This window comes from Streptomyces sp. NPDC002138 (assembly GCF_040296485.1).
GTDB lineage: Bacteria > Actinomycetota > Actinomycetes > Streptomycetales > Streptomycetaceae > Streptomyces.
Map to the genome: position 1 here is coordinate 166,424 of NZ_JBEOXE010000005.1, position 24,784 is coordinate 191,207.

The 24,784-nt window shown below is 70.4% G+C and carries 22 protein-coding genes, 1 tRNA gene and 1 pseudogene; 14 read left to right on the forward strand and 10 right to left on the reverse strand.

What is annotated here, in order from left to right; all coding sequences use genetic code 11:
• Positions 1-52 precede the first annotated feature (52 nt).
• Positions 53-1,018, reverse strand: coding sequence for a helix-turn-helix transcriptional regulator (locus ABT084_RS05000; protein WP_351038268.1), 966 nt, complete (start codon positions 1,016-1,018; stop codon positions 53-55).
• Between the two features lie 793 nt (positions 1,019-1,811).
• On the opposite strand from ABT084_RS05000, the gene ABT084_RS05005 reads away from it, so the two are divergent.
• A complete protein-coding gene (locus ABT084_RS05005; protein ID WP_351038269.1) occupies positions 1,812-3,053 on the forward strand; it encodes an ATP-grasp domain-containing protein in 1,242 nt (413 codons plus the stop codon).
• 23 nt (positions 3,054-3,076) lie between these two features.
• Entirely contained in the window at positions 3,077-4,345 is a 1,269-nt protein-coding gene (locus ABT084_RS05010) for an MFS transporter (RefSeq protein WP_351038270.1), read from the forward strand.
• A 106-nt stretch (positions 4,346-4,451) separates the two neighbouring features.
• Here the strand turns inward: ABT084_RS05010 and ABT084_RS05015 are convergent, their stop codons facing one another.
• Entirely contained in the window at positions 4,452-5,942 is a 1,491-nt protein-coding gene (locus tag ABT084_RS05015; protein ID WP_351038271.1) for an MFS transporter, read from the reverse strand.
• A 121-nt stretch (positions 5,943-6,063) separates the two neighbouring features.
• Here ABT084_RS05015 and ABT084_RS05020 point away from each other — a divergent pair, with 121 nt between their 5' ends.
• Together ABT084_RS05020 and ABT084_RS05025 are read left to right on the forward strand one after the other, a co-directional pair.
• The gene (locus ABT084_RS05020) at positions 6,064-6,543 is read left to right on the forward strand and encodes a MarR family winged helix-turn-helix transcriptional regulator (protein WP_351038272.1); all 480 of its coding nucleotides are present in this window, start codon (positions 6,064-6,066) and stop codon (positions 6,541-6,543) included.
• 98 nt (positions 6,544-6,641) lie between these two features.
• Positions 6,642-7,130: a LysM peptidoglycan-binding domain-containing protein gene (locus ABT084_RS05025; protein WP_351038273.1), complete on the forward strand. Its 489-nt coding sequence runs from the start codon at positions 6,642-6,644 to the stop codon at positions 7,128-7,130.
• 86 nt (positions 7,131-7,216) lie between these two features.
• On the opposite strand, the gene ABT084_RS05030 is transcribed toward ABT084_RS05025, so the two are convergent.
• Positions 7,217-7,909, reverse strand: coding sequence for a DUF5324 family protein (locus ABT084_RS05030; RefSeq protein ID WP_351038274.1), 693 nt, complete (start codon positions 7,907-7,909; stop codon positions 7,217-7,219).
• A 175-nt stretch (positions 7,910-8,084) separates the two neighbouring features.
• Here ABT084_RS05030 and ABT084_RS05035 point away from each other — a divergent pair, with 175 nt between their 5' ends.
• Positions 8,085-8,612: a peptidylprolyl isomerase gene (locus ABT084_RS05035; protein ID WP_351038275.1), complete on the forward strand. Its 528-nt coding sequence runs from the start codon at positions 8,085-8,087 to the stop codon at positions 8,610-8,612.
• 76 nt (positions 8,613-8,688) lie between these two features.
• Positions 8,689-9,585 (forward strand): rhomboid family intramembrane serine protease, encoded by an 897-nt coding sequence (locus tag ABT084_RS05040; RefSeq protein WP_351038276.1) that lies wholly within the window; start codon positions 8,689-8,691, stop codon positions 9,583-9,585.
• Between the two features lie 188 nt (positions 9,586-9,773).
• Here ABT084_RS05040 and crgA read toward each other — a convergent pair whose 3' ends face one another.
• On the reverse strand, positions 9,774-10,028 hold the full coding sequence (gene crgA / locus ABT084_RS05045) for a cell division protein CrgA (RefSeq protein ID WP_053675547.1): 255 nt from the start codon (positions 10,026-10,028) through the stop codon (positions 9,774-9,776).
• A 91-nt stretch (positions 10,029-10,119) separates the two neighbouring features.
• Between crgA and ABT084_RS05050 the strand changes: the two genes are divergently transcribed.
• The 6 genes and pseudogenes from ABT084_RS05050 (at position 10,120) to ABT084_RS05075 (ending at position 14,274) form a co-directional block, all read left to right on the forward strand.
• Positions 10,120-10,911 (forward strand): DUF881 domain-containing protein, encoded by a 792-nt coding sequence (locus ABT084_RS05050; RefSeq protein WP_351038277.1) that lies wholly within the window; start codon positions 10,120-10,122, stop codon positions 10,909-10,911.
• A gap of 43 nt (positions 10,912-10,954) precedes the next feature.
• Positions 10,955-11,689 (forward strand): class E sortase, encoded by a 735-nt coding sequence (locus ABT084_RS05055; RefSeq protein ID WP_351038314.1) that lies wholly within the window; start codon positions 10,955-10,957, stop codon positions 11,687-11,689.
• A 79-nt stretch (positions 11,690-11,768) separates the two neighbouring features.
• A complete protein-coding gene (locus ABT084_RS05060) occupies positions 11,769-11,945 on the forward strand; it encodes a hypothetical protein (protein WP_351038278.1) in 177 nt (58 codons plus the stop codon).
• Positions 11,942-12,580 carry an aminodeoxychorismate/anthranilate synthase component II gene (locus ABT084_RS05065; protein ID WP_351038279.1) on the forward strand — a complete coding sequence of 213 codons (639 nt, stop codon included), beginning with the start codon at positions 11,942-11,944 and terminating at the stop codon, positions 12,578-12,580. The genes ABT084_RS05060 and ABT084_RS05065 overlap by 4 nt, the downstream gene beginning before the upstream one ends.
• 11 nt (positions 12,581-12,591) lie before the next feature.
• A pseudogene (locus ABT084_RS05070) lies at positions 12,592-13,485 on the forward strand (class E sortase); the annotation flags it as partial.
• 57 nt (positions 13,486-13,542) lie between these two features.
• Entirely contained in the window at positions 13,543-14,274 is a 732-nt protein-coding gene (locus ABT084_RS05075; protein WP_351038280.1) for a class E sortase, read from the forward strand.
• Positions 14,275-14,414: 140 nt separating this feature from the next.
• On the opposite strand, the gene pknB is transcribed toward ABT084_RS05075, so the two are convergent.
• The 6 genes from pknB to ABT084_RS05105 form a co-directional block, all read right to left on the reverse strand.
• Complete coding sequence (gene pknB, locus ABT084_RS05080) at positions 14,415-16,430, reverse strand: Stk1 family PASTA domain-containing Ser/Thr kinase (protein ID WP_351038281.1); 2,016 nt, start codon at positions 16,428-16,430, stop codon at positions 14,415-14,417.
• 236 nt (positions 16,431-16,666) lie between these two features.
• Entirely contained in the window at positions 16,667-18,127 is a 1,461-nt protein-coding gene (locus tag ABT084_RS05085) for a peptidoglycan D,D-transpeptidase FtsI family protein (RefSeq protein WP_351038282.1), read from the reverse strand.
• Positions 18,124-19,548, reverse strand: a complete 1,425-nt coding sequence (locus ABT084_RS05090; RefSeq protein ID WP_351038283.1) for an FtsW/RodA/SpoVE family cell cycle protein — start codon at positions 19,546-19,548, stop codon at positions 18,124-18,126. The genes ABT084_RS05085 and ABT084_RS05090 overlap by 4 nt, the downstream gene beginning before the upstream one ends.
• Positions 19,549-19,579: 31 nt before the next feature.
• Positions 19,580-21,061 (reverse strand): Stp1/IreP family PP2C-type Ser/Thr phosphatase, encoded by a 1,482-nt coding sequence (locus tag ABT084_RS05095; protein ID WP_351038284.1) that lies wholly within the window; start codon positions 21,059-21,061, stop codon positions 19,580-19,582.
• A 144-nt stretch (positions 21,062-21,205) separates the two neighbouring features.
• On the reverse strand, positions 21,206-21,718 hold the full coding sequence (locus ABT084_RS05100; RefSeq protein WP_351038285.1) for an FHA domain-containing protein FhaB/FipA: 513 nt from the start codon (positions 21,716-21,718) through the stop codon (positions 21,206-21,208).
• Between the two features lie 10 nt (positions 21,719-21,728).
• Positions 21,729-22,565 (reverse strand): FHA domain-containing protein, encoded by an 837-nt coding sequence (locus tag ABT084_RS05105; protein WP_351038286.1) that lies wholly within the window; start codon positions 22,563-22,565, stop codon positions 21,729-21,731.
• 290 nt (positions 22,566-22,855) lie between these two features.
• On the opposite strand from ABT084_RS05105, the gene ABT084_RS05110 reads away from it, so the two are divergent.
• Positions 22,856-22,938, forward strand: a tRNA-Leu gene (locus ABT084_RS05110).
• A 163-nt stretch (positions 22,939-23,101) separates the two neighbouring features.
• Complete coding sequence (locus tag ABT084_RS05115) at positions 23,102-24,781, forward strand: sensor histidine kinase (RefSeq protein ID WP_351038315.1); 1,680 nt, start codon at positions 23,102-23,104, stop codon at positions 24,779-24,781.
• Positions 24,782-24,784: the final 3 nt, after the last annotated feature.

Consider the following 24,784-nt stretch of genomic DNA (forward strand, 5'->3'; position numbering starts at 1 on the left):
TGCCCGGTCCCGTACGGACCGGGCAGCGGTCGCGTGCGTTCGGCCGTCGGCGTCAGATCCAGCCGCGCTCGGCCGCGCGCACCCCGGCCTCGAACCGGCTGCCGGCCTCCAGCCGGGCCATGATGTCGGACATGAGCCGGCGCACGCTGCGGACGGAGAGCCCGAGGTGGCGGGCCGCCACCTCGTCCGTCATGCCCGAGGAGAGCAGCTGCAGCAGCGCCCGCTCCTGGGGGCTGAGCCCCTGATCGTCCCGCTGGTCCGAGGTGCCCAGCGGGCAGGCCGTGTCCCAGAACTTCTCGAAGAGCACGAGGATCGCGGCGATGACGCTGGGCTCCCGCAGGACCAGAGCGCCCTTACCGGACTCCTCGGGATCAATGGGCAGGACGGCGACCTCGCGGTCGATCACGATGATGCGCATCGGCAGCGCGGGGACGGTCCTGACCTCGCCGCCGAGTCCGGTGAGCCAGCGCGCGTATTGCTGCGTTGCCGAATGATTTCGGACACTGTCCAAATACACCGTACGAACGGTCACCCCGCGGGCCAGGATTTCCTCGTCCAGCGCCTTGCTGGCCTCCATCCCGTCGACGGAGAGTGAGGCCCGGGGAATGAGGGCCAGCACTTCTTTCTGCACATCGCGGGAGAGTTCCTCGATCCGGGTCCGGACCGAATCCAGCCCCGGCAGGTATTCGATTCCACCGCTCTGCCGGGTGCCCTGGGCGCTGTCGTAATCGACCATCAGCTCGGCCATTATGGAGCGGCCTTCGTCCAGCTTTCGCTGGCGTTCCAGCAGGTCCCTCTGCTGCGCCGATATCAGGGCGCCCAGGCCGATGTTCGGCTTGACCGCGGTGACCAGCCCGGGCTCGTCCCACGACGCCCTGACGAGCGCGGTCCTGGCCAGCTCGTCCAGGCCGGACCTGACCTCGCTCTCCTCTATGCGGAGTTCCTCCGCGAGTTCGCGAACGCTCCATCGCGGATGCCTGAGCATCGCCCGGTAGACCATTTCCGCATGCGGGTTCACACCCAGGCAGGTGAGCGAGGCCCTGGGTTCGAAATCGATACTCTGACTACTGCTGACCTGCACACTTTCCCCCGTCCGACACCTTCCTGCCAATCCGCTTCCTGCCATTGGACAGCAGCGTTCCGCGGGCCTGGATGGGCGATGCTTCTCTCATGTACGCAGTTGCCCTGACGGTCAGACGCACCTCCGGGAATGGCGCGGAGGCAAGCCCGAACGACATACATGCGGTGATGTCAGCCATAAGGCGTTTCGAGACCCGGGAAGGGAATCTCGAACATTCCTACGCCTCCGTCATGCCAGGCGGCTTCGATGCCGTTCTGTTCTTTAATTCAATTGATTCCCGGGAAGCACTTCGGCAGGCCCGGTCGATATGTCATACAGTCCTGGTCGAGAGCCCGGACTCCGAGGATTCTTGGCGAATCCGCTGTCATCCACAAGAGCTTCAACCTCCTGGACTCTAACCCCCCGGCCTTTGTGCCCGGGTCCGCCCCCTCGGGGGCCTTGCCCCGCCCCGGACGACGACCTGCCGAAGCGACGGCATCACCCTCCGTGAGCAGCACCGTCCGGATCCGCCCGCTCACCCGACGTGACGGGGTCACATCTTCGGACAGCAAAGTGCCAGTCCGCAAGTTGCCAGATGTTCCCTCTTGGTATCTGCAAAGCCCCGCGCGATCCTTGCCAAGCCGCTGGAATTGTCGATTCGCCTTCCATTCGCCGCGGCCGACGACCACCGGAATCGGTTGAAGAGCTCGCGGGCATTCGATCCGAAATCTTTGAAGAGAGGTTCCCTTTCATGCGATTTCTCGTGTGCCGCTGGGAGGCGGGTTCCATCGAGGCGCTGCTGGCGACGGGGGTGAAGGTCGTCCTGCTCGTCGATGAATGGGAAGCCGCCAACCGGCCCATCGACCCCGCGGTCGTCGAGCGCCTGGAGCGGTTCGTCGTCGTCGGCAGTTTCGAGGCGATGGACGAGCTCGCGACGCTCGCCACCGGCCTGCAGCTGGAAGGCCTGACCTTCGACCGGGTCGTCAGCACCTGTGAGCGCGGCCAGTTCGGGGCGGCGTACCTCGCCACCCTGCTGGGCCTGCGGCAGCCGACGATCACCCAGAGCGTCCGGGTGCGGGACAAGCGCGCGATGAAGAGCGCGGTGGCGGCGGCCGGAGTGCGGGCGGCCCGCTTCACGACCGTCCCCTCCGGGGATCCGGCGGCAGCGGCCGCTCACGTCGCGCGGGAGATCGGGTTCCCGGCCGTGGTCAAGCCGGTCGCGGGCATGGGTACGACCACCACGGCGCGGGTGGAGACGGCCGAGGAGCTGGCGCTCTGGCTGGTCGAGAACGCGGCCGCCGGGACCCTGATGGCCGAGGAGATGATCCGCGGCGAGGAGTTCCACGTCGATGCCGTGTGGGTCGACGGCGAGCTCTGGGAGCTCGGTGTCAGCCGCTACCTGCGGCCCCGGATCGAGGTCGACAAGCCCGGCCACCTGAACGGCGCGGTGCTGCTGCCGCGCGCGGAGGAAGCCGAACTCTACGCCGCTGTCGAAGAGTTGCACCGCCGCGTCAACGCGGCCCTGGACATCACCGACGGCATCACGCACACCGAGCTGTTCCGGTCCGCCGACGGGACCCTGTGGTTCTCCGAGATCGCCACGCGCCCCGGCGGCGGCGGGGTGACGCACGCGTTCCGACCGCTCGGAGCCGACCTGCGCGAGATCTGGGCGGAATCCCTGACCACCCGTCGACGCGAGGCCGTGGCCCTGTCCGCGCCCCCGCTGCCCTACGTCGGATGGCTGCTGCTGGCTCCCGAGACGGGGGGCGTCATCACCCGCGAACCGAGCGACGAGGACATCGCCGCCGTTCCGTACGTCCTCGAGGTGGAGCGGCTCCGCCGGGTCGGCGACGCGATACAGCTCCATTCCGTGGCCGCCGCCCTGCTGGTGGTCCTCGGCGCCGACAGCGAAGAGGAGTTCGCCCGGCGTGCGATCGAGCTGGAATCCCTGCTCACCTACGAGACCACCCCCGTAGAACAGGCACGCACGTGACAGTCATCAAGGATTTCCGGGATTTGCCGTCCACCGCGAAGCGGCTGCTGTTTGCAAGCGGTATCAATTCGCTCGGGTCGGGTCTGGTGCTGCCGCTCCTGGTGATCTACCTCGTCCAGGGTCACGGGTTCGGCGTCTCCGTGGCCACCGGGGCGGTGGCGGTCACCTCGGTCACGGCCTTCCTCGGCGGTCTGCTCGCCGGCTGGGCCCTCGATGTGATCGGCCGCACCCGCACCATCCTCGCCGCCATGGTGGTCGCCGCGACGGGCACCTGCCTGTACGCGGTGGTCGCCGCACCCTGGCAAGCGCTGCTGGCCGCGGCGGTGTTCGGCCTGGGTGTGGGAGGCAACTCGGTCTGGCAGGCCCTGCTGGCCGAGTCGGTGGACGCGGACCGCCGCCCGGTCGTGTTCGGGCTCAACTTCGGCATCTCCAACGCCGCGCTGGGCATCGGCGGCGTCGTGGCGGGAAGCGTGGTCGTGGCCGACGACCTGTGGACGTTCCGCGCGCTCTACCTGTTCAACGGGCTCACCTTCGTGGCGGCCGGCTGGCTGATGGCCGCCGCGGCCAAGCGGATCCCGCCGCCGTCGAAGGGTGACCGGGACGAGGCCGGAGCCAAGGTCTCCTACCGCAGCGCGCTCCACAACGGGCCTCTCCTCGCGACCCTTCTGCTCACCTTCCTGATGTTCGCCATCGGCTACTCGCAGCTGGAGTCGGGCGTCCCGGCCGTGCTGGTGACGATCTCGGGCCTGCAGGCCTCCGACCTGGCCGTGATCTTCGTGGTGGACACGGTGTTCGCCGTGGTGGCCCAGGTCGCCCTGCTCTCCGTGATCAAGCGCCTGCCGCACCGGGTATCGCTGGCGATCGCGGCGCTGTCCTGGTCGGTGTTCTGGGGGCTGCTCCTGCTGGCTGCCCACGTTTCCTCGGAGACCGTGGTGATCGTGCTGGTGTGCGTCGGCGCGGCTCTCGCGTCCATCGGCGCGGCCTTCTACTCGGTGGTGGTGCCCACCCTGGTCAATGCCGCCGCCACCCAGGCCAACCGCGGCCGGGTCAACGCCCTTTACGGCATCGCCATCTCCGCCGGTTACACCCTGGGGCCCGCTCTGGCCGGGATGTTCACCGGACACGGGATGAGCCTGCTCTTCGTGGGCATCGCGCTGGCCGTGGGCGTCGTGGTGGCGGTGCTGGCCCAGGTGCTCAGGCTTCCCGCCACCGAGCGGGCGGGCGATGAGAGGACCGCCGAGGAGAAGACCGCCGAGGAGCCCGCCGCGGCGCCGGCCGCGGCCGGCGCGTAGTCCCCGCTCCGGCACGACGAACCTCTGCGGCCCGTTGTTTCACGTGAAACCGTGAAACAACGGGCCGCAGAGGTTTTCTGACGCGGGGTCCGATCAGGCGGAGGGCTCAGGCGCGGCGCTCCGGCCGCAGCAGGGTCGCGGCCAGGGCGACGGCCAGCAGGAGCAGCCCGGAGCCGATCCCGAAGGCCACGTGGTAGCCGCCGGTCAGGGCCTGCGCCGCGGTGTGTCCGGAGCGGGTGAGGGACTCGGTGCGCGAGGCCGCCAGGGTGGAGAGGACGGCGACGCCCACCGCCATGCCGATCTGCTGGGTCGTGTTGAACAGACCCGAGGCCAGGCCCGCGTCCTCGGCGCCGGCTCCCGACATCGCCAGCCCGGTCAGGGCCGGCAGGGCCAGGCCGAAGCCCGCCGCGAGGAGCATCACGGGCAGCAGGTCGGTGACGTAATCGGCGTGCACCGGCAGCCGGGTCAGCAGCAGCTGGCCGCCCAGCAGCAGGACGAGGCCGGTGATCAGGACCGTGCGTCCACCGAACCGGGAGATCAGCCGGGTCGAGACGCCGAGGGAGGTCACGCCGATCACGACGGCGGCCGGGAGCATCGCGAGCCCGGTGGCGGCGGCGCCGTAACCGAGGACCTTCTGGAGGTAGAGGGCGACCAGGATCTGGAAGGAGAAGAGCGCGGCGATCATCAGCATCTGGACCAGGTTGGCGCCGACCACGGTGCGGGACCGGAAGATCCGCAGCGGCATGAGCGGGGTACGGGCCTTGGCCTGCCGGACGGTGAACGCGGCGAGCAGGGCCAGGGAGAGCGCGCCCAGCCCGAGGGTGTGCGCGGAGGTCCAGCCGTACTGCTCGACCTTGACCACGGTGGAGATGCCGAGCATCAGACCCGCGGTCACCAGCACCGCACCGAGTACGTCGGCGCCCGCGCCGAGGCCCAGTCCACGGCCGGCCGGGAGGGCGGGCAGCGCCAGCAGCAGCGCGGCCAGGCCGATCGGCAGGTTGATGAAGAAGATCCAGTGCCAGTCGAGGGCGTCGGTGAGCACTCCGCCGAGCACCTGGCCGAGGGAGGCCCCGGCCGCGCCGGTGAAGGAGAAGACCGCGATGGCCCTGGCCCGCTCGCGGGGCTCGGTGAACAGGTTGATCAGGATGCCGAGGCTGACGGCGGAGGCCATCGCGCTGCCCACCCCCTGGAGGAAGCGGGCGGCGATCAGCAGTTCGGGGGAGCCCGCGAAGCCCGCCAGCAGGGAAGCGCCGGTGAAGACGGCGGTCCCGGCCAGGAACATCCGCTTGTGGCCGATGAGGTCCCCGAGCCGCCCGGCGAGCAGCAGCAGGCTGCCGAAGGCGATCAGGTAGGCATTCACCACCCAGCTGAGCCCGGCGGGGGAGAAGCCGAGGTCGTTCTGGATGGCGGGCATGGCCACCGTGACGATGCTGCCGTCCAGGACGGTCATCAGCATGCCGGTGGAGAGGACGGCGAGGGCGGTCCAGCGGGAGCGCAGCCCGTGGGCCGGGCGGGCGGACACCGCGGCCGGTGCGGCGGTGCGGATCTCGGCCGTGGCCTTCGGAGGGGCGGAGGAGGGTGCGGGCGCGGCAGGCATCGAGCTCTCCGTTCGGTGGCCCCCCTCGGCGGGTGTGGTGTGGCGGGGGCGATAGGAAGGACCGTAGCAGATAGTTCCGTTGCAGACTATTTATTTCGGACCTAGTTGTTAGGCTGGATCCATGACAGCCATGGCGCCCAAGCGGACCGAGCCCGACTTCTCCTTCCTTCTGGACCACACCAGCCACGTCCTGCGCACGCGCATGGCGGCCGCCCTCGACGAGATCGGCCTGACCGCCCGCATGCACTGCGTGCTGGTGCACGCCATGGAGGAGGAGCGCACCCAGATCCAGCTCGCGGAGATCGGCGACATGGACAAGACGACGATGGTCGTGACCGTCGACGCCCTCGAGAAGGCCGGTCTGGCCGAGCGCAGGCCCTCCTCCCGGGACCGCCGCGCGCGGATCATCGCGGTCACCGAGGCGGGCGCGGAGATGGCCGCGCGGAGCACCCGGATCGTGGACCGGGTGCACGCCGAGGCCGTCGGCTCCCTCACCGACGCCGACCGGGCGGCCCTGATGCGCGTGCTGAACCTGCTGGTGGAGGGGGACCTGGCGGTCCCGAGCGAGAGCCCGCGCCCGGCCCGCCGCGCCCGCCAGTAGCTCGTATGGCGTAGTCACACGGCCGGGCGGCGCCCCGTGGCCGACAGTGGATGAAGGCATCGAGCCAGGGGGCACACCACGCCGGAGGCGTTCACACCATGGGAATCTTCGACTTCCTCAAGTCCGACAAGAAGAAGGCGCACGACGCCGCTGAGAAGGCCAAGGAGCAGGTCGAACAGCAGGCCGCGGCCTCCTCGGGGCCCGCGGCGAGCGCACCCGCCGACACCGCCACCAGGTACACCGACACGTCCGCCACGGCCACCAGGGAGGCCGCGGACCGGATGGCGGCCCAGGCCCGGTCCGCCGCCCAGGTCACTCCGCCCAAGCCCGCTCCGGCCGCCCCGAAGCCGGCCGCGGCCGCGCCGCACCGGCCCGCGCCCGCGCCCGCGGCCGCAGCCCCCAAGCCCGCGCCCGCCGCCAAGAAGCGCACCTACACGGTCCGGCCCGGTGACTCCCTCTCCGCCATCGCCCGCCGCGAGCTGGGCAACGAGGCCCGCTGGCGCGAGCTGTACGCCATGAACAAGGGCGTCGTCGGCTCCAACCCGGACCTGATCCGCCCGGGCATGGTGCTCACCCTCCCCAACTGACCCGCCCGCCGACACGACGCCGGGGCCCGGATCCACCCACGGATCCGGGCCCCGGCGCCGTACGGACGGATCCGTCGGCGCAGCCGCTACGGCTGCTGTTCCTGCTGCTCGTCCGCCGCCGAGCGCTCCTTGGCCGCCAGCTCGTCGTCGAAGCTCGCCGGCTCGCCGCCGCGCGACGACAGCTCCGTCGCCGCGGGCGGCTCGACCAGCCAGTCCGGGTTCGACTGCTGGTCCCACCACTTCCACGCGGCGAACGCGCCACCGGCCAGCAGGCCGGCCAGCGCGAGGCCCTTGAACAGCCGGCCGCGGCGCGCCCGCCGCTCATGGCGCCGGACCAGCTTCTGCACCTCCTGCGCCGACACCTGCCCGCGCAGCGCCGCCAGGGCGGCGGTCGACCGGGCAGCGGCCTCCTCGGCCACGGGCTGCGCGGCCGCGAGGGCGCTCTCGAGCTTTGGCGCCGTGTAGTCGGCGGCCTGCCGCGCGGCCTTGCGGGTCCGGATCACGGCGCGCGTCGCCGCCCGGTCCACATGCGGCGGCACGTGGGCGCGCGCCGACATCACGTGGGGGTGCAGATGGCTGTCGTACGCGGTGCGGGCCTGGCGGGCCGCTTCACCGGCGGCGTACGAAACCTTCGGTGTCAGCCGTACGTTGGCCTCGTGCGCGTAGTGCGCGGCGGCGTCCTTGGCGGTTCCTGCGTACGGCGCCACCACTTCCGCTGCGTGCCGCATGCTGTCCCTCGCGCTCTCGGCCGCGGCGTGCACGCTGTCCTTGCGGGTCACGGGATTCCTCCTCCTCGGTGGCGGACACAGTTCACCTTTCCACCCTTTGTCGGATCATGCCTGTGTTGCCGCACCGTGGCATGGCCGACAGGGCATCCGAGTGGCCTATTTCCTCTTCCCGGAGCACTCCGTGGGAAGATTCGGCCGACCCGTGATGACGATGGAAGGCAGATTCGTGGCCGCGAAGCTTTTCGCCACTCTCAAGACGAGCCAGGGCGACATCGAGATCGAGCTGCTGGCGAACCATGCCCCGAAGACCGTCCGGAACTTCGTGGAACTGGCCAAGGGCGACCGTGAATGGACCCGCCCCACGGACGGTCAGAAGACCACGGACCCGTTCTACGACGGCACCGTCTTCCACCGTGTGATCAGCGGTTTCATGATTCAGGGCGGCGACCCGCTCGGCAACGGCACCGGTGGTCCCGGCTACCAGTTCGCCGACGAGTTCCACCCCGACCTGGCCTTCACCAAGCCGTACCTGCTGGCCATGGCGAACTCGGGCCCGGGCACGAACGGCTCGCAGTTCTTCATCACGGTCGCCCCCACCGCGTGGCTGACCCGCAAGCACACGATCTTCGGCGAGATCACCGACAAGGCCAGCCAGGCCGTCGTCAGCGCCATCGCGTCCAGCGCGACCAACCCGCGCACCGACCGTCCCGTGGAGGACGTGGTCATCAAGGCCGTGGTGATCGAGGAGCGCTGACCCGCGCCGCGGGAACCATGCCCCCCGCCCGTCCGTACTCGTTACGAAGACGGCACCGCCGCGAGGGAGGGGACCGATGGACACCGACCGGCCGGACACCGGGCGGGCGCCGGGCTGCTACCGGCACCCGGACCGCGAGACCGGGATCAGATGCGCCCGCTGTGAGCGCCCGATCTGCCCGGACTGCATGATCAGCGCCTCGGTCGGCTTCCAGTGCCCCGAGTGCGTCCGCTCCGGCTCGGGTACGGGCCACGGCGCGGCGGCCAACACCCCGCGCACCCTCGCGGGCGGGGCGGTGGTCGCGGACACCGCCCTGGTCACCAAGGTCCTGCTGGGCATCAACGTCGCGGTGTTCTTCGCCGCGCTGGCCGCCCCGGCGGTGCTGGTCCCGCTGGAGCTGATCGGCCGCTACGTCGACTACCTCGGCGGCCCCCTCGAAGGCGTGTCCACCGGGCAGTACTACCGGCTGCTGACCTCGGTCTTCCTGCACGAGGCGTGGTGGCACATCATCGGCAACATGACCGCCCTGTGGTTCCTGGGCGCTCCGCTGGAGGCCGCCCTGGGCCGGGCCCGCTACCTCGCCGTGTACCTGCTCTCCGGGCTGGGCGGCAGTGCGCTGGTCTACCTGCTGACCCCGCCGAACATGCCGACGCTCGGCGCGTCCGGGGCCATCTTCGGGCTGCTCGGAGCCACCGTCGTGCTGATGCGGCGGATGCGGTACAGCATGCGCCCGATCGCCGTGATGGTCCTGCTCATGCTGCTGCTGACCTTCGTACCGATCGGCGGGACCGGGGAGATCTCCTGGCAGGCGCACATCGGCGGGCTGGTCACCGGCGCCCTGGCCGGTCTGGGCATGCTGCTGCCCTCCGCCGCGCCCGGGAAGCGGCGGGCGCTGGTCCAGTGGGGGACCTGTGCGGCCGTGTTCCTGCTGGTGGTGGCCGTCGTCGTCATCCGGACGGCCGAGCTGGTCTGAGGCCTTGCGAGAGGCCTCGGACCACCTGGAAAAGTCACACCGGCGTCAACCCTCCACAGAGTTATCCACAGATCTTCTGCCTTTTTCCTCAGGTGTGGATGACGCTGTGGATAACTCGTGGGGAGAGCTTGCTTCAGACCGCCGTTACTGCTCTGCTACCGCCCGGCCACCGCCGCGCCGCGATGCGGTCACTTCCACTGCGTGGAGACGCCGAAGCCTGCCGCGATGAAGCCAAAACCGACCACAATGTTCCAATTGCCAAGAGATTCGATCGGCAGCTGGGTGTCGGTCACATAAAAGACGACAATCCAGGCAAGACCGATGAGGAAGAACGCCAGCATCACCGGAGCCACCCAGCTGCGGTTCGTCAGCCTGATCGTCTGCGCCTGCCTCGTCGGCGGCGGGGTGTAATCGTCCTTCTTGCGGATACGTGACTTCGGCACGAGGGTCTCTCCTGTCGATGCGCTGGGGACCTTGCCTCCCCCGGGCGTCCGTTAGCGTAGTGGGTCTGTGGCGTTGAAGGAGAAGGGTACGTTGAGCAATTCCGACGACTCCTCCGCGGGTCCCCGTCGCCGGGTCAGACCGGTCCGGCTGCTGACGGCCGCCGTGTTCGCCCTGGCCGGCCTGATCTTCGTCACCAGCTTCAACACGTCCAAGGGTACGAACATCCGCACGGACGGCTCCCTCCTGAAGCTGTCGGACCTCATCCACGAGCGCAGCCAGAACAACGCCCAACTCGACACGGACACCGCCGCCGTCCGCCGCCAGGTCGACGCGCTGGCCGAACGCGACGACGGCAGCACCAAGGCCGAGGACGCCAAACTCGCCGCCCTGCGCGCCGCCGCGGGCACCGAGGAGATCTCCGGCAGGGCCGTCTCGGTGACCCTCAACGACGCCCCGCCGAACGCCACCGCCCGCATCCCCAATGTCCCCGAGCCGCAGCCCAACGACCTGGTGATCCACCAGCAGGACCTGCAGGCCGTGGTCAACGCCCTGTGGCAGGGCGGCGCCCGCGGCATCGAGGTCATGGACCAGCGGCTGATCTCCACCAGCGCCGTGCGCTGCGTGGGCAACACCCTGATCCTCCAGGGCCGGGTGTACTCGCCGCCGTACAAGATCACGGCGATCGGCGACCCGGGCGCGTTGCGCAAGGCGATCGCCGCCTCGCCCGCGATCCAGAACTACCAGCTGTACGTCAACGCCTACGGGCTGGGCTGGAAAGTCGAGGAGCAGAAGGCGCTGACACTTCCGGGGTACTCCGGCACAGTGGACCTCCACTATGCGAAGCCCGTGGAGTCCGCGTCCGCATCCGCATCCGCGTCCTGAGCCGCGACGGCCGGGGCGCCCGCCCGCGCGGACCGTACTGCGCCTGCTGGTGCGGACGTTCAGCGAGGTGTGCCTGACCGTCGGCACGGTCATCGTGCTGTTCGTCGGGTACGTCCTGCTGTGGACCGGGGTCAAGGCCGACCGGGCCATGGACACCGAGCGCGACCGGCTGCACAGCCGCTGGTCGGCGGAGGCGCCCGCGGCGGCCACGGGAGCCGCCCCGGCCCCCTCCTCCGCTCCGGCGCCCGCGCCCGCCCCCACCTCCACTCCCGCCCCCACCTCCACGCCGGCCCCCGCCCCCGCCCCCGTGCAGGGACAGGCCTTCGCCGAGATGTACATCCCGCGCCTCGGACCGGACTGGAGCAAGCCGGTCCTGGAGGGCACCGCGACCGACGTCCTCAAGAAGGGCCTCGGCCACTACGCGGGCACCGCCTTCCCGGGCGACGGGGGGAATTTCTCAGTGGCTGGACACCGGCGCACGTACGGCGATCCGTTCAAGGACTTTCCCGAGCTGCGCCCCGGCGATCTGGTGATCGTCAAGGACGCGACCGCCTGGTACACCTACACGATCCGGAACCAGCCACTGCGCACCCTGCCGACCGACGTCGCCGTGGTCGATCCCGTCCCCCGCAAGTCGCCCTTCACCTCGCCCGGCCGCTATCTCACGCTGACCACCTGCGATCCGGAATGGGGCCACAGCCACCGGCTGATCGTCTGGGCCGAACTCACCGGGACCAGGGCGGCCGCACAGGGGAAACCGGAGGGATTGCCCGGCTGACCCACCCCGCGAGCCCGGTGCCTTTAGGCTGTTGCGGTACCGCTCCCGCGGTACGCGAAGGGAAAGGGACGCGGACGGCATGTACGGCTGGATCTGGCGGCATCTGCCGGGCAACGCGTGGGTACGCGCGCTGATCTCCCTCATGCTGATCCTCGCGGTGGTGTTCGTGCTCTTCCAGTACGTCTTCCCGTGGGCCGAGCCGCTCCTTCCGTTCAACGATGTGACCGTCGACGAGGGATCGGGAGCCACCGGGTGAACGCGCGCATTCTGGTCGTGGACAACTACGACAGCTTTGTCTTCAACCTGGTCCAGTACCTCTACCAGCTCGGTGCCGAGTGCGAGGTCCTGCGCAACGACGAGGTCTCCCTGGCCCACGCCCAGGACGGTTTCGACGGCGTGCTGCTCTCCCCGGGGCCCGGCACCCCCGAGGAGGCCGGGGTCTGCGTCGACATGGTCCGCCACTGCGCGGACACCGGCGTCCCGGTCTTCGGCGTCTGCCTCGGCATGCAGTCGATGGCGGTGGCCTACGGCGGGGTCGTCGGCCGCGCCCCCGAGCTGCTGCACGGCAAGACCTCCCCGGTGGTGCACGACGGGCAGGGTGTGTTCGCCGGCCTGCCGTCGCCCTTCACCGCGACCCGCTACCACTCCCTCGCCGCCGAGCCGCTGACGCTCCCGGACGAGCTGGAGGTCACGGCGCGGACCGAGGACGGGATCATCATGGGGCTGCGCCACCGTGAGCACGACGTCGAGGGCGTGCAGTTCCACCCCGAGTCGGTGCTGACCGAGTGGGGCCACAAGATGCTCGCCAACTGGCTGGTGCGCTGCGGTGACGCGGACGCGGTGGACCGTTCGGTGGGACTGGCGCCGGTGGTGGGCAAGGCCGTCGCGTGACCGCCCTCGCGCCGCCCGCGCCCCCCGGGGGCCGGGCCGCGCGGCGCAGGGCCGCTCAGGAAGAGGCCAAGCGCGCTTCCCGGCGCGGCGGCAGACGCCGCAGGGCGGGCGGCGCCCCGGGCGGCGGGCCCCCCGGCGGCGGCTCCGCGGGCGGCGGCTCCGCGAGTGCTGGCTCCCGGGGTGGTGGCGGTACGCGCCGACGCGCCCGGCGGCGGCCCGGCGGCGGCCCGGTGGTGGTCGCGAGCCGGCTCGCCGGGGAGCTCTTCATCACGCTCGGCCTGGTGATGCTGCTCTTCGTCACCTACCAGCTCTGGTACACGAACGTACTGGCCGAGCGGCAGGCGAACGGCGCCGCGGGCTCGCTGCGCAGCGGCTGGGACACCGACAAGGCGGCGCCGCCGGTCGCGGCGTTCTCGCCCGGCCAGGGCTTCGCGATCCTCTACATCCCCAAACTGGACGTGAAGGTTCCGGTCGCTGAGGGGATCAGCAAGCCCAAGGTGCTGGACCGGGGCATGGTCGGGCACTACGGCGGCGAGGGATCGCCGCAGTCGGCGATGCCGTCCGACAAGCAGGGGAACTTCGCGCTGGCGGGCCACCGCAACACCCACGGCGAACCGTTCCGCTACATCAACCGCCTCGAGGCCGGGGACAAGGTCGTGGTGGAGACCCGGGACGCCTACTACACCTACGAGATGACCTCGGTGCTGGCGCAGACCCCGCCGGCCAACGTCTCCGTGATCAAGCCGGTGCCCGAGGGATCGGGCTTCACGGCTCCCGGACGGTACATCACGCTGACGACCTGCACCCCTGAATTCACCAGCACGTACCGGCTGATCGTATGGGGGAAGATGGTCGACGAACGCCCCCGTGACAAGGGCGTTCCGCCCGCGCTCGCGCAGCGGTGACGCCCGCAGGACCCCCGTAGCCCGATCGCCCGCAAGACCGCAGAGGACGAACCCGCAGTGTCACGTGCCCGCCGCGCCGCCCCCCGCGCCCCCGCCGGCAGCCGCAGCCTGCTCGCGGGCTTCCTCAGCCTGCTGGGCGAACTGCTGATCACCGTGGGCCTGGTGCTCGCCCTGTTCGTCGCGTACTCGCTGTGGTGGACGAACGTCCTCGCCGACCGGGACGCCTCGCGGCGCGGGGACTCGGTCCGCCGCCAGTGGCAGGCGGCCCCGCCCCCGGCGACCCCCGAGGCGGCGGGCGCCCTCGACACCGGGGACGGCATCGGCTTCCTGCACGTGCCGGCGATGAAGAACGGCGAGGTGCTCGTCAAGCGCGGGACCGGGTCCGACGTCATCAACGAGGGCGTGGCCGGGTACTACACGGATCCGGTGAAGTCCGCGCTGCCGTGGGACAAGCAGGGCAACTTCACGCTGGCCGCGCACCGCGACGGACACGGGGCGAAGTTCCACGACATCGACAAGGTGAAGACGGGCGACGCGGTCGTCTTCGAGACCCGCGACGCCTGGTACGTCTACAAGGTGTTCGCCGAGCTGCGCCAGACCTCGAAGTACAACACGGACGTGATCAGCCCGGTCCCGAAGGAGTCGGGGAAGACCGCTCCCGGCCGGTACATCACGCTGACGACCTGCACGCCGGTCTACACCTCGAAGTTCCGGTACATCGTGTGGGGCGAGCTGGTCCGTACGGACAAGGTGGACGCCCGGCGGACCCCGCCGCCCGAGCTGCGCTGAACCGGCGCCCGGGAAGGCCCCTGGGGGACCGCGTGCCGCACGCACAGGAAGCTCTGGCCCTAGGGCCAGAGCTTCCCGCGTTCATGCCGTGTACGGGCCGTGTACGGGCCCGGCGTCGCCCGGGCCGGTCAGCGGCGGTTTCAGCGGCGGTTGCCGATCCCGCCGAGGAGCCCGGTCCCCTGGTTGTTGCCGCCCTGCTGGCCCGGCATCGTGTTGACGTTGATCACGGCACCGGCGGCCACCGGCTGACCGAAGCCCGGGTCGGTGCTCAGGATCACCGCGTTCTCGTCCGAGGGGCCGGACAGGACCGCGCCGATGCTCAGCCCGCGTGCCGTCAGCTCCTGCCGCGCCTGGGCCAGCGTCTTGCCGGCCAGGAAGGGCACGGTGGTCGCCTGGGCGGCCTTGGCGATGGTGACGTTGACGGCGGTCCCCGTCTCGACCTGCGCACCGGGGTCCAGCGCCTGCCCGATGATCGTCTTCGGCGGCGCCGAGGAATCGGCCTCCGTGGTGCTGCCCAGCTTGAGCTTGGCGTCGTTCAGGAGCTTGACCGCCTGCTCCTTGGTCTTGCCCGTCAGGTCGGGAACGATCGACTTCGACGGCTCCTTGGCCACGGTCAGCGTGATGGTCGAGCCCTTCTCGACCGAGCTGCCGGGCTTCGGGTCCTGGCGGAGCACCGTGCCCGGGGTGCTGTCGGACTCCTCGCTCTTGCGCTCGACCTGGAAGCCCTTGGCCTTGAGCGCCGACTCGGCCTGGTCGAAGGGCAGCCGCATCACATCGATGACCTGGACCTTCGGAGCGCCCGTGGACACCTTGACCTTGATGACCGTGTTCTTGTCGACCTTGAGGTCCGGGGCCGGGTTCTGCGAGCAGACGTTGCCCTTGGGCTGGCTGTCGCAGGGTTCCTCGGCTTCCTTCTCGATCTTCAGCCCGACGTTCGTCGCCCGCCCGCTCGCGACGTCGAAGGTCTCGCCGACCAGCTTCGGCACGGACGGCCGGTTGTCGGCGGTGTTGTTGAACAGCGAGCGCCCGATCAGGATCGCGCCGACCAGGACGAGGACCCCGGCCGCGACGAGCAGGACGGTGGAGGCCCGGCTCTTCTTCTGGCGGCGGCGCGGCCCCTGGTCGTAACCGCCGTGGCCCTGGTCGCCGTACCCGTAACCGCCGTCGCCGCCGGGCGGCATCGGCGGCATCATCGAGGTCTGGCCGGCGTCGGTGGTGCGCAGGGCGGTGGTCGGCTGGTCGTAGCCGCCGCGGTTCTGGTCCGGGTAACCGTAGGCGCCGTAGCCCGCGCCCATGTTCGCCGCCGCGGCGACGGGCTGGCCGTCGAGGCAGGCCTCGATGTCGGCGCGCATCTCGTCGGCGGACTGGTAGCGGTAGTCGGGGTCCTTGACCAGGGCCTTGAGGACGATGGCGTCCATCTCGGGCGTGATCTCGGGGTCGAAATTGCTCGGCGGCTGCGGTTCCTCGCGCACGTGCTGGTACGCGACGGCGACCGGGGAGTCGCCGATGAACGGCGGCCGGACCGTGAGCAGCTCGTACAGCAGGCAGCCCGCGGAGTAGAGGTCGGAGCGCGCGTCGACCTGCTCGCCCTTGGCCTGCTCGGGGGAGAGGTACTGGGCGGTGCCGATGACCGCGGCCGTCTGCGTCATCGTCATGCCGGAGTCGCCCATGGCGCGGGCGATGCCGAAGTCCATCACCTTGACCTGCCCGGTGCGCGTCAGCATGACGTTCGCGGGCTTGATGTCACGGTGGACGATCTGGGCGCGGTGGGAGTACTCGAGGGCCTGGAGGATGCCGATGGTCATTTCCAGGGTGCGCTCGGGCAGCAGCCTGCGGCCGGAGTGCAGCAGCTCGCGCAGGGTGGAGCCGTCGACGTACTCCATCACGATGTACGGGATGGAGATGTTGTCGACGTAGTCCTCGCCGGTGTCGTACACGGCGACGATGGCGGGATGGTTGAGCGAGGCGGCCGACTGGGCCTCGCGCCGGAACCGTGCCTGGAAGGACGGGTCGCGGGCGAGGTCCGCGCGCAGTGTCTTGACGGCGACGGTACGGCCGAGCCGGGTGTCGTGGGCGAGGTAGACCTCGGCCATGCCACCGCGGCCGAGCACATGGCTCAGCTCGTACCGACCGCCGAGGCGACGCGGCTCTTCCATAACGTTCCAGCCCTCTCCGTCAGTCCCGACCGCACCCGTGTGAGGTCCGGCGGTGCGCTGTTCGCGCAAAGGCTACCGGCCGTGTGTCGCCGATCGGTCCGTGACCACAGGCCGATACCGGACCGGTACCGTGCGCTCCCACGTGGGACGGGACCGTGATCCGGATCACTGCGGGCCCGTCGTGCGGGGCGCGCGGACACCGCGCGCGGTCGGACCGTATCGGGGCCATCTCCGGCTCAGCCCTGGCTCTTGAGCACGGCGTTCATGACGGCGAGGGCGACGGGGGCGGCGAGGCCGCCGCCGGTGATGTCCTCGCGGTCGGCCGCGCTGTCCTCGATCACCACGGCGACGGCGACGGGGGCGCCCTTGTCGGTCTTGGCGTAGGAGATGAACCAGGCGTAGGGGCGCTTGGCGTTCTTCTCGCCGTGCTGCGCGGTGCCGGTCTTGCCGCCGACCGTGACGTCCTTGATCTTGGCGCCGGTACCGGTGCCGTTCTCGACGACGTCGACCATCATCTGCTGGACCTTCTGCGCGTTCGCGGCGGAGAGCGGGCGGCTCATCTCCTCCGGCTCGTGCTTCTGCAGGACGTCGAGGTTGGGGGCGGTGACCTGCTCGACCATGTACGGCTTCATCAGCTTGCCGTCATTGGCGATCGCGGCGGTGACCATGGCCATCTGGAGCGGGGTCGCGGCGGTGTTGAACTGGCCGATGGAGCTGAGGGCGTTGCCCGGCTTGTCCATGGTCTTGTCGTAGACGCTCGCGAACGCGCGGACCGGGGTGTCGATCTTGTCGTTGTTGAAGCCGAACTTCTCGGCCGTCTTCACCATGTTGTCCCGCCCCACCTTGTTGCCCATGTTGGCGAAGACGGAGTTGCAGGAGACCTCGAGGGCCCTGAGGAGGCTGGCCTTCTCGCACCCGGCGGCATGGTTGACCATCGGGGTCTTGGTGTCCGGCAGGATGTACGGCTCGGGGGTGTCGGTCGGCGCGTTGATGTCGGAGACGACACCGTTCTCCAGCGCCGCGGCCGCGGTGACGACCTTGAAGGTCGAGCCGGGCGGGTAGGTCTCGCGCAGGGCGCGGTTGACCAGGTTCTTGTCCTCGCTGTCCTTCAGCGTGACCCAGGCCTTCTCGTCGGCCTTGGAGTTGCCCGCGAAGGTCGAGGGGTCGTACGAGGGGGTGCTGGCCAGCGCCAGGATCGCGCCGGTGCGCGGGTCTATGGCCGCGACCGCGCCCTTCTTGTTGCCGAGGGCGGTGAAGGCGGCCTTCTGGGCGTCGGCGTTCAGCGTCGTGACGACGTTGCCGCCCTGCTTCTTCTCGCCCGTGAACATGCCGATGGTGCGGTCGAAGAACAGCCGGTCGTCGTTGCCGGTGAGGATGCCGTCCTCGAGCGATTCGAGCTGGCTGGAGCCGAAGGCCTGCGAGGCGTACCCGGTGACCGGCGCCCACATGGGTCCGTCGAGGTAGGTGCGCTTGAACTTGTAGTCGCTGCCGTTGGTGGTGACCGAGCCGGTGATGGGCTGGCCGCCGACGATGATGTTGCCGCGCTCCGAGGCGTACTGGGCGATCTGGACCCGGCGGTTCTCCTTGCGGGTGCTGAGGTCCTCGGCCTGCACGTACTGGAGCCAGTTGGTCCGCAGCAGCAGGGCGAGGACGAGCAGCCCGCAGAAGATCGAGATGCGGCGCAGGGGCTTGTTCATGAGGGACGGACCACCTGGGTCATCTCGGAGTCGGGGGACGGGGCCGGGGCCGGGGCAGGGCGGCGAGCCGTGTCGCTGATCCGGATGAGGATCCCGATGAGAGCCCAGTTCGCGAGGACGGAGGAACCGCCGGACGCGAGGAAGGGCATGGTCATGCCGGTGAGCGGGATGAGGCCCATGACGCCACCCGCGACGACGAAGATCTGGATGGCGAAGGCGCCGGAGAGGCCGATCGCGAAGAGCTTGCCGAAGGGGTCGCGGGCGGCCAGGGCCGTACGGACGCCCCGCTCGATGATCAGGCCGTAGAGCAGCAGGAAGGCCATCACGCCGGCCAGCCCGAGCTCTTCGCCGACGGTGGAGAAGATGAAGTCGGAATTGGCGGCGAAGAGGATCAGGTCGGAGTGGCCCTGGCCGAGGCCGGTGCCGAGGACCCCGCCGGAGCCGAAGCTCATCAGGGACTGGCCGACCTGCTCGCAGGCGCCGGAAGTGGCGTAGCAGGCGAAGGGGTCGAGCCAGGCGGTGACGCGGACCTTGACGTGGCTGGCGGTGGTGCCGACCACGACGGCGCCGACGACGCTCATGAGCAGACCGATGACGATCCAGCTCGTGCGCTCGGTGGCGACGTACAGCATGATCACGAACATGCCGAAGAAGAGCAGCGAGGTGCCCAGGTCGTTCTCGAAGACGAGGACGAGCAGGCTCACGGCCCAGATCATCAGGATGGGACCGAGGTCGCGGCCGCGCGGCAGGTAGAGCCCCATGAAGCGGCGGCTCGCCAGGGCCAGCGCGTCGCGCTTGACCATCAGGTACCCGGCGAAGAAGACCGCGATGATGATCTTCGCGAACTCACCGGGCTGGATGGAGAACCCGGCCAGGCTGATCCAGATCTTGGCGCCGTAGACATCGGCTCCCAGGCCCGGGATGACGGGCAGGATCAGCAGGACGAGCGAGACCGCCATCGAGATGTACGTGAACCGCTGGAGCGTGCGGTGGTCCTTGAGCAGCAGCAGGACGCCGGCGAACAGGGCGAGGCCGACCGCCGTGTAGAACATCTGGTTCGGCGCCGAGGGGGAGAATCCGCCGAACTGCCGCTTCGCCAGGTTCTGGAGCCGCTCGGACTGGTCCAGGCGCCAGATGAAGACCAGGCCCAGGCCGTTGAGCAGGGTGCCCAGCGGAAGCAGCAGCGGGTCGGCGTACTTGGCGTACCGGCGTACGACGAGGTGGGCCAGGCCGGCCAGCAGGCCGAGCCCGAGCCCGTACGCGAACATGCCTGGAGGCAGCTTGCCGTGCACCGCGAGGCCCACGTTGGCGTAGGCGAAGATCGGGATGACCACGGCGAACGCCAGCAGCGCGAGCTCGGTGTTGCGCCGGCTCGGCAGCTCGATGGCGCCGATGGTGGTCGTGTTGGTGACAACGCTCATGGTGTGGCAGGCCCCCTGTGCCCGCGTCTGTCTACTGCTTCCCGCACAGGCTGACCAGCTTCTGCTCCTCGGGAGTCAGGCTGGGACCGGGTGCCGGTGTCTGGTTGTTCTGCCCCTCGGCGGCGCGCCGTGCCTCGTCCTTCTTGCAGGCGGACGCCTGTACGGCGAGTTCGTCGATCTTCTTGCGGGCGGTGTCCAGACTGCCTTCGCTGATGGTGTCCTCGACGAGCTTGCGCTTGTAGGACGGCAGGTACTTCAGCTCGATGTCCGGCTGGTCCGTCTCGATCGACGAGAGTTTGATCCAGGCGAGATTCTGGCTGATGCCCCGGTACAGCGCGACGTGATCGTCCTTGACCCCGACGTAGTACTGCGTCTGCGTCCAGCGGTGGGCGGCGTAGAGCCCGCCGCCGATCAGGCCGACCGCGATGAGCAGGATCAGCGTACGGGTCGTCCACTTGCGCCCTTTGCTGCGGCGCCTGCGCGGGTGGTCGTACGTGTCGTCGTAGGCGGAGTCACCGTCGTACCCGTCGGCTTCGCCGAAGCTGCCGTACTGACCGCCGGCTCCGCCGCCGTAGCCCGCGTCGGGGGCGGCGCCGTAGCCGGGGGCCTCGCCGCTGCCGGGGGGCCCGAAGGCGCCGGGCGGCGGGGAACCCTGGCGGCCGAGCCCGGAGGCGCGGCCGGCCGGGGTCTGCATGGCGTTGCCGCCGTCGAAGAGCTGGTGCTGGTTCTCGGCGACCGCGCCCACGACCACCGGGGTGTCGTTGAGCTGGGCGGCGAGGGTGTCACCGGCGTCGGTGTCGAGGACGTCCGCGACGATGCAGGTGATGTTGTCCGGACCGCCGCCGCGCAGGGCGAGCTGGATCAGCGCCTGCACGGTCTCGTGGGGGCCGTGGTAGTCGGCGAGGGTCTCTTCCAGGGTCTGGTGGGAGACCACGCCGGAGAGGCCGTCGGAGCAGATGAGGTAGCGGTCGCCGGTCCTGACCTCGCGGATCGAGAGGTCGGGTTCCACGTGCTCACCGCTGCCCAGGGCTCTCATCAGGAGCGAGCGCTGGGGGTGGGTGGTGGCTTCCTCTTCGGTGATCCGGCCCTCGTCCACCAGCCGCTGCACCCAGGTGTGGTCCTGGGTGATCTGGGTCAGGAGGCCGTCGCGGAGCAGGTAGGCACGGGAGTCGCCGACATGGACCAGGCCGAGTCGCTGACCGGTCCAGAGCAGGGCGGTGAGCGTGGTGCCCATGCCCTCCAGCTGGGGGTCCTCCTCGACCATGACGCGCAGCTGGTCGTTCGCGCGCTGCACGGCGGTCGCGAGGGAGGTCAGGATGTCGGAGCCGGGGACGTCGTCGTCGAGCTGGACGAGGGTGGAGATCACCTCGGAACTCGCGACCTCGCCGGCCGCCTGACCGCCCATGCCGTCGGCGATCGCGAGGAGACGGGGGCCGGCGTAGCCGGAGTCCTCGTTGCCCTCGCGGATCATGCCCTTGTGCGATCCGGCGGCGAACCGCAGGGACAGACTCATGCGCACCTGCCCAGTCGACGATGCCTCCGGGTACAACCGGTCTCGAGCCACACTGCCCACCCTCCGGTCGGGAGCGCGCGCGGGTCCGTCGCCCCAGGGGGACGGACCTCCGCGGCTCGCTCGCTCCGCTCGCTCATTCTCGTACTACTTCCGCAGCTCGATGACGGTCTTGCCGATGCGGATCGGGGCGCCCGGAGGAATGGGCGTCGGGGTGGTCAGCCGGGTCCGGTCGAGATACGTGCCGTTGGTGGACCCGAGATCCTCGACGATCCACTGGCCGTCCCGGTCGGGATAGATCCTGGCATGGCGGCTGGAGGCGTAGTCGTCGTCCAGCACGATCGTGGAGTCGTGCGCCCGGCCCAGCGTGATGGTCTGGCCCTGGAGGGCGACCGTCGTACCGGTGAGGGTGCCCTCGGACACGACCAGCTTGGTCGGCGCACCGCGGCGCTGGCGCTGCTGCGGTGGCGCGGCCTGACGGCCGCCGCCCGACTGCTGCTGTTGCTGCGGCGCGCGACTGTCGCCGCCGCGGCGGGAGCCGCGCTGCGTCACTCTCGTTCCGAAGAGGTCGCTGCGGATGACCTGGACGGCCACGATGACGAACAGCCACAGAACGGCCAGGAAACCCAACCGCATGACCGTAAGGGTCAGCTCTGACATTGCCCCCGCTTCACCCTTCGGCTTGCCTGTAAATGATGGTGGTGTTGCCCACGACGATCCGCGAGCCGTCGCGGAGCGTAGCGCGGGTGGTGTGCTGCCCGTCCACCACGATGCCGTTGGTGGACCCGAGATCCTGGATCGATGGAGGCGTCCCGGTCCGGATCTCACAGTGCCGGCGCGAGACGCCGGGGTCGTCGATCCGCACATCGGCCTCGGTGCTCCGGCCGAGTACGAGCGTGGCGCGCGAGATCTGGTGGCGGGTGCCGTTGATCTCGATCCAGCAGCGCGTGGCGCCGCCGGAACCCGGCTGCGGGCCGGGACCCGGGCCCCGCGGGGCTTCGCCCGGGGGGTTGTGCGGCCGGGGCGGGGCGGAGACGGGGGGATACCCGTAACCGCCGGCACCCCCCGGAGCCCGGCCCGGCGCAGGGCCGGGGCCCTGCGCCTGACCCTGGGCGGCCTGCGGCTGGGAGGTGCTGGAGGCGAGCGTGCGACTGCGGACCCGGTACAGACCGGTGTCGAGGTCGTCCGCCTTCTCCAGGTGGACCTTGATGGGTCCCATGAAGCTGTAGCGCTGCTGCTTGGCGTAGTCCCGCACCAGGCCGGCCAGCTCGTCGCCGAGCTGACCGGAGTAGGGACTGAGCCGCTCGTAGTCGCCGGTGCTCAGCTCCACGATGAAATCGTTGGGGACGACGGTCCGCTCGCGGTTCCAGATGGTCGCGTTGTTGTCGCACTCGCGCTGAAGCGCGCCCGCGATCTCGACCGGCTGGACCTCGGACTTGAAGACCTTGGCGAAGGTGCCGTTCACCAGACCTTCGAGTCGCTGCTCGAACCGCTTCAGGACTCCCATGGGGCACCTCCTCCGTCGTTGTCGCCCTGTACTGCTTACTGATCGTATCCACGCGTGGCGGATTCGGCTGGTTCCCCTCCGGGCCCGTGCCGAGGAGTGTCGGTCCTCACAAGGGATCGTAGGGTCGCTCAGAGGACAGTGTCCCGCACCCGGAGCGCTGTCCGGGAGGGGCTGGCGGGACCGTGCCCGTCGGCTGGGGAAAGCGATGTGAATCCACCCCCTCCGACGTGCTAATGTTCCGATGTCGCCAGGGGAACGGCCCGCAAGGGAACGCCACTGGAGAGCTACTCGGGCGAGTGGCGGAACGGCAGACGCGCTGGCTTCAGGTGCCAGTGTCCTTCGGGACGTGGGGGTTCAAATCCCCCCTCGCCCACGTGTGAGAAGCCCCGCAGATCATCGATCTGCGGGGCTTCTTCGTTTGTGTCGTTCCCGTCGGACTGCGGCCGACCGACTTTCGTCGGCGCGGGCGCGACGAAAGAGAGCGGCCGGGCCGCGCGGGCGCTGTCTAGGGTCGGGGCGTGAATGCGACGGCGAGGATGCGTGCGGGCCTGGACTGGCTGAGGGGGCCCGAGCCGTGGACCCCGCGGACACTGGCGGGCGATCTGGTGCTCGTGGCCGTGCTGGTGATGCTCGGTCTGGGCGTCGAGGAGCTGGACAACGGCTCCGCCCTGCGGATGCTGGGCAGCGCCGCGTCCGTGCTGGTGCTCACCCTGCTGCGCCGCCGGCTGCCGGTGCTCACGCTGGTGGTGGGCTCGGCGGTGGGCGCGTATCTGCCCGGGGCGTTCCTCGTGACGATCCTGCTCGGCTGGTCGGCGGGGCGGCGCGTCAGCGGGGTCGTGCGGGCCTTCGGCGCCTTCACCGCGGCCTTCGTCGCCTCGATCGGGTTCAGCGTGCTCAAGGACTGGTCCCAGGGCCGGGCCGTGCTGGTGATCGTCTTCGCCACCCTGATGTTCCTGGCGACGACCGTCATGCCCGCGCTCGCCAGCCGGTACTGGTCCCAGCGCCGTACGCTGCTGCGCGCCCTCCAGGAGCGCAACGCCCAGCTCATGCGCGAGCGGGCGATGGTCGCCGGGCAGGCGAGGCTGCGCGAGCGGCAGCGGATCGCCCAGGACATGCACGACAGCCTGGGGCACCAACTGGCCCTGATCTCGGTGCACACCGGTGCGCTGGAGGTCGATCCGGTCCTGACCGAGCGGCAGCGTGAGGCGGTGGGCGTGCTGCGGCAGGCCTCGGTCGCGGCCATGCACGAGCTGCGGGAGGTCGTCGGGATCCTGCGGGACGGGGTCGAGGCGCCGCTGCCGGTGGAGGAGTCGGCGGGTCCCGCGGCCCGCGGGGTGGCCGGGATCGCCGGGATCGTGGAGGCGGCGCGCGCCGCGGGGACCGACGTACGGCTGACCACCGCGGGGCAGCCGCGGCCGCTCGTCGCGGCCTGCGACCACGCGGCGTACCGGATCACCCAGGAGTCGCTCACCAACGCCTACAAGCACGCGCCGGGCGCCGTGATCACGGTCGAGCTGCGGTACGAGGACGACTCGCTCGTGGTCGAGATCGCCAACGGTCCGGCGGCCGGTTCCGGCCCGGGCGAGGTGGTCTCGGGCGGCCAGGGGCTGACGGGGCTGCGCGAGCGGGCCCGGCTCGTGGGCGGGATGGTGCACGCCGGAGCCACCGAGGACGGCGGCTTCCGGGTGGCCGGAGTGCTGCCGTACGGGACGGAACCGGCCGGTGCGCAGGAGACGGGCGCGGAGGCGGTGGCCGACGACTTCGGGCAGCAGCTGCGCGCGCCGCTGCTCCGGGGCGCGGTCGCGCCGGTGGACTGGGCCGCGGTCGACCGGGAACTGACGCGGGGGCGCGGCCGCACCGGAGGCGTCGCCCTGGGCTGCGGGATCGCGGTCGCGGCGCTGGTGGTGCTGCTGATCGTGCTCGGGGCCGCCGTGGCGCTGCTGGTGGGTTCCGCCAGCGATGTGACGATCAGCCGGGCCGACTTCGACTCGGCCCGGCTGGGCGAGCCGGAGGACGCACTGCGCGGGAGGCTGCCCAGCGGGGGCAGCATCCTGACCGAGGGGCTGGAGAGCAAGGGCCCGCCGGTGCCGGAGGGTTCGCACTGCATGGCACTGTTGGCCGCCGGGAACTCCGACCTGAACACGGACAGCGTTTTCCGGTTCTGCTTCAAGGACGGCAGGCTCGTGGAGAAGCAGGCGTACGAGACCAGGCAGTAGGGA

What these genes read in the sequence shown, in the direction of transcription:
- ABT084_RS05105 (WP_351038286.1), bottom strand. Translation starts at nt 22,565, where the DNA reads ATGGGAGTCCTGAAGCGGTTCGAGCAGCGACTCGAAGGTCTGGTGAAC.
- ABT084_RS05015 (WP_351038271.1), bottom strand. Translation starts at nt 5,942, where the DNA reads ATGCCTGCCGCGCCCGCACCCTCCTCCGCCCCTCCGAAGGCCACGGCC.
- ABT084_RS05095 (WP_351038284.1), bottom strand. Translation starts at nt 21,061, where the DNA reads ATGAGTCTGTCCCTGCGGTTCGCCGCCGGATCGCACAAGGGCATGATC.
- ABT084_RS05085 (WP_351038282.1), bottom strand. Translation starts at nt 18,127, where the DNA reads ATGAACAAGCCCCTGCGCCGCATCTCGATCTTCTGCGGGCTGCTCGTC.
- ABT084_RS05025 (WP_351038273.1), top strand. Translation starts at nt 6,642, where the DNA reads ATGGGAATCTTCGACTTCCTCAAGTCCGACAAGAAGAAGGCGCACGAC.
- ABT084_RS05005 (WP_351038269.1), top strand. Translation starts at nt 1,812, where the DNA reads ATGCGATTTCTCGTGTGCCGCTGGGAGGCGGGTTCCATCGAGGCGCTG.
- ABT084_RS05020 (WP_351038272.1), top strand. Translation starts at nt 6,064, where the DNA reads ATGACAGCCATGGCGCCCAAGCGGACCGAGCCCGACTTCTCCTTCCTT.
- pknB (WP_351038281.1), bottom strand. Translation starts at nt 16,430, where the DNA reads ATGGAAGAGCCGCGTCGCCTCGGCGGTCGGTACGAGCTGAGCCATGTG.
- ABT084_RS05060 (WP_351038278.1), top strand. Translation starts at nt 11,769, where the DNA reads ATGTACGGCTGGATCTGGCGGCATCTGCCGGGCAACGCGTGGGTACGC.
- ABT084_RS05100 (WP_351038285.1), bottom strand. Translation starts at nt 21,718, where the DNA reads ATGTCAGAGCTGACCCTTACGGTCATGCGGTTGGGTTTCCTGGCCGTT.
- ABT084_RS05040 (WP_351038276.1), top strand. Translation starts at nt 8,689, where the DNA reads ATGGACACCGACCGGCCGGACACCGGGCGGGCGCCGGGCTGCTACCGG.
- ABT084_RS05090 (WP_351038283.1), bottom strand. Translation starts at nt 19,548, where the DNA reads ATGAGCGTTGTCACCAACACGACCACCATCGGCGCCATCGAGCTGCCG.
- ABT084_RS05115 (WP_351038315.1), top strand. Translation starts at nt 23,102, where the DNA reads ATGCGTGCGGGCCTGGACTGGCTGAGGGGGCCCGAGCCGTGGACCCCG.